The sequence below is a fragment of the Streptococcus sp. 2100 genome, assembly GCF_013276335.1.
In the GTDB taxonomy this organism is placed as follows: domain Bacteria; phylum Bacillota; class Bacilli; order Lactobacillales; family Streptococcaceae; genus Streptococcus; species Streptococcus pseudopneumoniae.
Map to the genome: position 1 here is coordinate 1 of NZ_VMKV01000088.1, position 7,767 is coordinate 7,767.

A 7,767-nucleotide genomic window follows, 5' to 3' on the forward strand; every position below is an offset into this window, starting at 1 on the left:
TTGAACTTGAAATTTGGCATAATGAGTATTAAATCAAATAAAATCCAACTATTTTGCGAACTTTTTATATTTTTTTCGTAAAAGGCTTTACAAGTTCTTAAAAACATGATATAGTAATAAAGCTTAGAAAATGAGATGATGTTTTCTAGCAAATATAAACCCGAGTAAAAAATGCCTACGGACAGGCAGGGTTGAATGCCGAAGCGTGGTTGAAAAACCACATTATTGATAGGGTTAAAAGCCTACTTTTATAAGTTGATGTTAGGACACTTGTCCTAATTCATAAATTTTTAGTGTGGTGAAAGCACACGTCATCTTGTGAAACGATCAATAAAGTACGTAATATTTGCTACTAGAGAGTTAGGAAACATCGGGAACAGACATACTCAACAGAAACAAACATAAAAACGTCAGAAGATTGCAGAGCAGGTGGAAACCTGCTCTTTTTTCATGAGTCAACCTTTAGTCGCCTTTATCTTCTTGAGGCACTAAAAATACGGTAAAGGAGTAAGTCTTGAAGAAGTTAGATCAAAACCAAGCCCCAATTTATGAGGCTTTGGTGAAGTTACGCAAGAAAAGGATTGTTCCCTTTGATGTTCCAGGTCACAAGCGTGGACGAGGAAATCCAGAACTTGTCGAACTGTTAGGTGAAAAATGTGTTGGCATTGATGTTAATTCGATGAAACCCTTGGATAATCTTGGTCACCCCATTTCGATTATTCGGGATGCAGAGGAGCTGACAGCTGATGCTTTTGGAGCAACCCATGCTTTTCTCATGATTGGTGGAACAACTTCATCGGTGCAGACTATGATTCTGTCAACCTGCAAGGCTGGAGATAAGATTATTCTGCCACGTAATGTCCATAAATCTGCTATCAATGCGCTGGTTCTATGTGGTGCCATTCCCATCTATATCGAGATGAGTGTGGATCCTAAGATTGGTATCGCTTTAGGTCTTGAAAATGACCGAGTAGCCAAGGCCATAAAGGACCATCCAGATGCCAAGGCCATTTTGATTAACAATCCCACTTACTACGGCATCTGTTCAGATCTTAAAGGTTTAACGGAAATGGCTCATGAAGCTGGCATGATGGTTTTAGTAGATGAAGCCCACGGAGCGCATTTGCATTTCACTGATAAACTTCCAATTTCTGCTATGGATGCAGGGGCTGATATGGCAGCAGTTTCCATGCATAAGTCTGGTGGGAGTTTGACCCAAAGCTCCATTTTACTTATCGGGGAGCAGATGAATTCTGAATACGTTCGTCAGATCATCAACCTGACCCAATCAACATCTGCTTCTTACCTGTTGATGGCTAGTTTGGATATTTCACGTCGCAACTTGGCCCTTCGTGGTAAAGAGTCGTTTGAGAAGGTCATTGAGCTATCCGAGTACGCTCGTCGTGAAATCAATGCCATAGGTGGCTACTATGCCTACTCAAAAGAGTTAATAGATGGTGTGTCGGTCTGTGATTTTGATGTAACCAAGCTGTCAGTTTACACTCAGGGTATTGGCTTAACAGGTATCGAGGTTTGTGACTTCCTACGAGACGAATACGACATTCAGATTGAGTTTGGTGATATTGGCAATATCTTGGCCTATATTTCGATTGGTGACCGCATCCAAGACATCGAGCGCTTGGTCGGTGCTCTTGCTGATATCAAGAGACTCTACTCACGAGATGGGAAGGACTTGATAGCAGGAGAATATATCCAGCCCGAGTTGGTGTTATCTCCTCAGGAAGCCTTCTATTCAGAGAGAAAAAGTTTGACCTTAGATGAGTCTGTTGGACAGGTCTGTGGAGAATTTGTCATGTGCTATCCTCCAGGGATTCCTATCTTGGCTCCTGGCGAACGCATTACACGAGAAATTGTCGACTATATCCAATTTGCCAAGGAACGTGGTTGCTCCCTCCAAGGGACGGAAGATCCAGAGGTCAATCACATCAACGTCATTAAGAGAAAGGAGAAATAGATGGATTTATGGTTTTCTGAAGTTCATACTCCAGATGTCAAATTGTCTCTGAGAACAGCCAAGCAACTTTACGCTGGAAAAAGTGAATGGCAGGATATCGAAGTCTTGGATACGCCAGCTTTTGGGAAAATACTGATTTTAAATGGCCATGTCTTGTTCTCAGATGCGGATGATTTCGTCTACAATGAAATGACCGTTCACGTTCCCATGGCTGTCCACCCAAATCCAAAGAAAGTATTGGTTATTGGGGGTGGTGACGGCGGTGTTGCCCAAGTATTAACACTCTATCCTGAACTGGAACAAATCGATATCGTGGAACCGGATGAGATGTTGGTCGAGGTCTGTCGTGAGTATTTCCCAGACTTTGCTGCAGGGCTAGATGATCCTCGTGTTACCATTTACTACCAAAATGGGCTACGCTTTTTGCGAAACTGCGAAGATGATTACGATATTATCATCAACGATGCGACAGATCCATTTGGCCATACGGAAGGACTCTTTACCAAGGAATTCTACGGCAATAGTTATCGAGCTCTGAAGGAAGACGGCATCATGATTTACCAGCATGGGAGTCCCTTCTTTGACGAGGATGAGTCGGCCTGCCGAAGCATGCACCGCAAGGTCAATCAAGCCTTTCCAATCAGTCGGGTTTATCAGGCCCATATTCCAACTAGCCCAGCTGGCTATTGGTTGTTTGGATTTGCATCGAAAAAATACCACCCTGTCAAAGATTTTGACAAGGAAGGTTGGAAAAAACGCCAGCTTTTCACAGAATACTACACTGCAAACTTACACGTGGGATCCTTTATGTTGCCCAAGTATGTTGAGGACATTTTAGAAGAAGAGGAAGGAAAAAAATGAGTCGTTTACTAGTTATTGGTTGTGGGGGCGTTGCCCAAGTTGCTATTTCAAAGATTTGTCAAGATAGCGAAACATTTACAGAGATTATGATTGCTAGCCGTACCAAGTCAAAATGCGATGACTTGAAAGCGAAGCTAGAAGGCAAAACAAGTACTAAAATTGAAACTGCAGCACTTGATGCTGATAAGGTTGAAGAAGTGATTGCCCTGATTGAAAGCTACAAGCCAGAAGCTGTTTTGAACGTAGCTTTACCATATCAAGATTTAACCATTATGGACGCTTGTTTGGCAACAGGTGTTCACTATATCGATACAGCCAACTACGAGGCTGAGGATACAGAAGATCCTGAGTGGCGTGCCATCTATGAGAAACGTTGTAAGGAACTTGGCTTTACAGCCTACTTTGACTACTCATGGCAATGGGCTTATCAAGAGAAATTCAAAGAAGCAGGCTTGACTGCTCTTCTTGGTTCTGGTTTTGACCCAGGTGTGACCAGTGTCTTTTCAGCTTATGCCCTCAAACACTATTTTGATGAAATCCACTATATCGACATTTTAGACTGTAATGGTGGAGACCACGGTTATCCATTTGCGACAAACTTCAACCCAGAAATCAATCTCCGCGAGGTTTCTGCGCCAGGTTCTTACTGGGAAGATGGGAAATGGGTCGAAGTCGAAGCTATGTCTATCAAGCGTGAGTATGATTTCCCTCAAGTTGGACAAAAAGATATGTATCTCCTTCACCATGAAGAAATCGAATCATTGGCTAAGAACATTCCAGGTGTTAAACGCATTCGCTTCTTTATGACCTTTGGTCAATCTTACTTGACGCACATGAAATGTCTTGAAAATGTTGGACTCCTTCGTACGGATGCCATTAACTTTAATGGACAAGACATCGTTCCGATTCAATTCTTGAAAGCCTTGCTTCCTGATCCTGCTAGCCTTGGACCGCGCACGGTTGGTAAAACCAATATCGGTTGTATCTTTACAGGTGTCAAAGATGGCGTTGAAAAGACTATCTACATCTACAATGTTTGCGACCATCAGGAATGTTACGCAGAAGTTGGTTCACAAGCTATTTCTTACACGACAGGCGTTCCAGCCATGATTGGGACAAAATTGGTTATGAACGGTACTTGGAAACAAGCTGGAGTTTACAACCTTGAAGAATTGGATCCAGATCCATTCATGGAATCTCTGAATGAGTATGGCTTGCCTTGGGTTGTGGTTGAAAATCCACAAATGGTGGACTAATGAAGCTAGAACAAGTACCAACACCAGCTTACGTCATTGACTTGGCAAAGTTAGAAGACAACTGTCGCATTTTACAATATGTACAAGAAGAAGCCGGTTGCAAGGTTTTGCTTGCCCAGAAGGCATATTCCCTCTACAAAACCTATCCCATGATTAGCCAGTATCTATCTGGTACGACTGCTAGTGGACTTTATGAAGCCAAATTGGCAAGGGAAGAATTTCCTGGCGAAGTCCATGTTTTTGCACCTGCTTTCAAGGATGCAGACTTGGAGGAATTGCTGGAGATAACGGACCATATCGTCTTTAACTCAGAGAGACAGTTGCGTAAGCATGGAGCTCGTTGTCGGGATGCTGGTATAAGCGTGGGGCTGCGACTTAACCCTCAGTGTTCAACTCAAGGAGATCATGCTCTCTATGATCCTTGTGCACCAGGTTCTCGTTTTGGCGTTACACTAGATAAAATTCCTAGTGATTTGCTGGATTTGGTGGATGGTCTTCATTTTCACACCCTTTGCGAGCAGGGTGCAGATGATTTAGAGACAACTTTGAAAGCAGTAGAAGAGCAGTTTGGTTCCTATTTGCATGAGGTCAAATGGCTCAATATGGGGGGCGGCCATCACATTACAAGAGAAGACTATGATGTAGATTTGCTGATTTCAGAAATCAAGCGTATCCGAAAAACTTACAATCTTGAAATCTATATCGAGCCGGGTGAAGCCATTGCGCTCAATGCGGGTTATCTAGCAACTGAGGTATTAGATATTGTCGAAAACGGTATGGAAATCTTGGTTTTAGACGCCTCTGCGACCTGCCATATGCCTGATGTACTTGAGATGCCCTATCGTCCACCTTTGAGAAATGGCTTTGAGGCACAGGAAAAAGCCCATACCTACAGACTTTCTTCTAATACCTGTCTGACGGGCGATGTGATTGGTGATTATAGTTTTGAAAATCCAGTCCAAATCGGAGACAGACTTTATTTTCAAGACATGGCCATTTATTCTTTTGTCAAAAATAATACCTTTAATGGTATTGGATTGCCAAGTCTCTATCTCATGGACGAACAGGGAGACTGTAGCTTACTCAAAGCTTTTGGCTATCAAGACTTTAAAGGGAGATTATCATGATGGACAGTCCCAAAAAATTAGGCTATCGTATGCCAGCAGAGTATGAAACCCACCATGGTACTCTCATGATATGGCCGACTCGACCAGGTTCATGGCCCTTTCAAGGAAAAGCTGCTAAAGCAGCATTTACTCAGATCATCGAGACCATAGCAGAAGGGGAAAGAGTCTATCTTTTGGTGGAGCAGGCCTATCTATCTGAAGCCCAATCCTATCTTGGAGACAAGGTTGTTTATTTAGACATTCCCACCAATGATGCCTGGGCGCGTGATACAGGTCCGACTATTCTTGTCAATGATGAAGGCCAGAAATTAGCCGTGGATTGGGCCTTCAATGCTTGGGGAGGCACCTATGATGGTCTTTATCAAGATTATGAAGAGGATGACCAAGTAGCCAGTCGTTTTGCTGAGGCCTTGGAAAGGCCTGTCTATGATGCTAAACCTTTTGTACTGGAAGGAGGCGCAATCCATAGCGATGGTCAAGGAACTATTCTCGTAACTGAAAGTTGCTTGCTTAGTCCTGGTCGCAATCCTAACTTGACTAAAGAGGAGATTGAAAACACATTATTAGAAAGTCTTGGTGCTGAAAAAGTTATTTGGCTTCCTTATGGTATTTATCAGGATGAAACCAATGAACACGTCGATAATGTTGCTGCCTTTGTTGGTCCTGCTGAGCTTGTTTTGGCTTGGACAGATGACGAAAATGATCCCCAGTATGCCATGTCAAAAGCAGATCTCGAATTCTTAGAGCAAGAAACAGATGCAAAAGGTCGTCACTTCACTATTCATAAACTTCCAATTCCAGCTCTTCATCAAGTTGTAACCGAAGAGGATTTGCCAGGCTACATCTATGAAGAAGGAGAAGAAGAGCGATACGCAGGTGAACGACTAGCAGCTTCCTACGTAAACTTTTATATTGCCAACAAGGCTGTCCTAGTTCCTCAGTTTCAAGATAAAAACGACCAAGTAGCCTTAGATATTCTCAGTGAGTGTTTCCCAGACCGTAAAGTTGTCGGAATTCCAGCCAGAGATATTCTCTTAGGTGGTGGCAATATCCACTGTATCACCCAACAAATCCCAGAATAGGAGAAAAAGATGAGAAATGTAAGAGTTGCAGCCATTCAGATGCAATGCGCCAAGGATGTGGCAACAAATATTCAAACAGCGGAGCGCTTAGTACGTCAGGCTACAGAACAAGGCGCTCAAATCATTCTCTTACCAGAGTTGTTTGAACGTCCCTATTTCTGTCAGGAACGTCAGTATGACTACTACCAGCATGCCCAGTCGGTGACAGACAATACAGCTATTCAGCATTTTAAAACCATTGCCAAGGAGCTAAAGGTCGTTTTACCAATCAGTTTCTATGAAAAAGATGGTAATGTCTTGTATAACTCTATTGCCGTCATTGATGCAGATGGTGAGGTGCTGGGTGTTTATCGAAAGACCCACATACCAGATGACCATTATTATCAAGAAAAATTTTATTTCACACCTGGCAACACAGGTTTCAAGGTCTGGGATACTCTCTATGCCAAGATCGGGATCGGTATCTGTTGGGATCAATGGTTCCCTGAAACAGCCCGCTGTCTTGCGTTAAATGGTGCTGAATTGCTCTTTTATCCTACAGCCATTGGTTCAGAGCCAATTTTAGATACGGATAGTTTTGGTCATTGGCAACGTACCATGCAAGGACACGCAGCAGCAAATATTGTTCCAGTCATCTCAGCCAATCGTTATGGATTGGAAGAGGTCACGCCTAGTGAGGAAAATGGCGGACAGAGTTCCAGTCTTGACTTCTACGGTTCCTCCTTTATGACGGATGAAACAGGAGCTATTCTAGAACGAGCTGAAAGACAAGAAGAAGCTGTTCTGTTAGCTACTTATGACCTAGACAAGGGAGCAAGTGAACGCCTAAACTGGGGCTTGTTTCGAGATAGAAGACCAGAAATGTATCAACGAATTACGGACTAGTAGGGGAGAAATGAGAGGTTCATTCTGCTAGACTAACTTCTTATTAGCAACTATAAGATACTATGGTATCTAGTAAATCGATTTTTATGATTCACTATTCTTTTATCTTGATTAGTCCGTATTTTATACTAGACTTCCTGCAAAACTAGAATCCTAGTTCATGATTGATAATACCAACAATCAAATTCATTCGTAATCCGAAGCGTTTACGATGATTTCGATAGGTTGTTGAAAACATTTTAAACGTTTTTACTTTGGCAAAGATGTTCTCAACCTTGCTTCTCTCCTTAGATAGCGCATGGTTACAGGCTTTCTCTTCAGCTGTTAGTGGCTTGAGTTTGCTGGATTTACGTGGAATTTGTGCTTGAGGATATAGCTTCATGAGCCCTTGATAAGCACTGTCAGCCAAGATTTTACCAGCTTGTCCGATATTTCTGCGACTCATTTTGAACAACTTCATATCATGACAATAGTTCACAGTGATCTCCAAAGAAATAATTCTCCCTTGACTTGTGACAATCGCTTGAGCCTTCATAGCGTGGCATTTCTTTTTACCAGAATAATTCGCTAATTGTTTTTTA

The 7,767-nt window shown here is 42.5% G+C and carries 7 protein-coding genes; 6 read left to right on the forward strand and 1 reads right to left on the reverse strand.

Annotation, left to right across the window (positions count from 1 at the left end; all coding sequences use genetic code 11):
- The first annotated feature begins 514 nt into the window (after nucleotides 1–514).
- Genes HT669_RS10215 through aguB form a run of 6 tightly spaced genes read left to right on the forward strand, consistent with a single transcriptional unit; the run spans nucleotide 515 to nucleotide 7,186 of the window.
- A complete protein-coding gene (locus tag HT669_RS10215; protein ID WP_101514711.1) occupies nucleotides 515–1,975 on the forward strand; it encodes an aminotransferase class I/II-fold pyridoxal phosphate-dependent enzyme in 1,461 nt (486 codons plus the stop codon).
- Nucleotides 1,976–2,836 carry a polyamine aminopropyltransferase gene (gene speE, locus HT669_RS10220; protein ID WP_000366717.1) on the forward strand — a complete coding sequence of 287 codons (861 nt, stop codon included), beginning with the start codon at nucleotides 1,976–1,978 and terminating at the stop codon, nucleotides 2,834–2,836.
- Nucleotides 2,833–4,092 carry a saccharopine dehydrogenase family protein gene (locus HT669_RS10225; protein WP_023934027.1) on the forward strand — a complete coding sequence of 420 codons (1,260 nt, stop codon included), beginning with the start codon at nucleotides 2,833–2,835 and terminating at the stop codon, nucleotides 4,090–4,092. Before speE ends, HT669_RS10225 begins: the two co-directional genes overlap by 4 nt.
- Nucleotides 4,092–5,219 (forward strand): carboxynorspermidine decarboxylase, encoded by a 1,128-nt coding sequence (gene nspC, locus HT669_RS10230; RefSeq protein WP_101514710.1) that lies wholly within the window; start codon nucleotides 4,092–4,094, stop codon nucleotides 5,217–5,219. The genes HT669_RS10225 and nspC overlap by 1 nt, the downstream gene beginning before the upstream one ends.
- Entirely contained in the window at nucleotides 5,216–6,301 is a 1,086-nt protein-coding gene (aguA, locus tag HT669_RS10235) for an agmatine deiminase (RefSeq protein WP_050208467.1), read from the forward strand. Before nspC ends, aguA begins: the two co-directional genes overlap by 4 nt.
- Before the next feature lie 9 nt (nucleotides 6,302–6,310).
- Entirely contained in the window at nucleotides 6,311–7,186 is an 876-nt protein-coding gene (gene aguB / locus HT669_RS10240) for an N-carbamoylputrescine amidase (RefSeq protein WP_050208470.1), read from the forward strand.
- Nucleotides 7,187–7,331: 145 nt separating this feature from the next.
- Here aguB and HT669_RS11290 read toward each other — a convergent pair.
- A partial coding sequence (locus HT669_RS11290) for a transposase family protein (protein WP_240153507.1) occupies nucleotides 7,332–7,767 on the reverse strand: 436 nt, incomplete at its 5' end.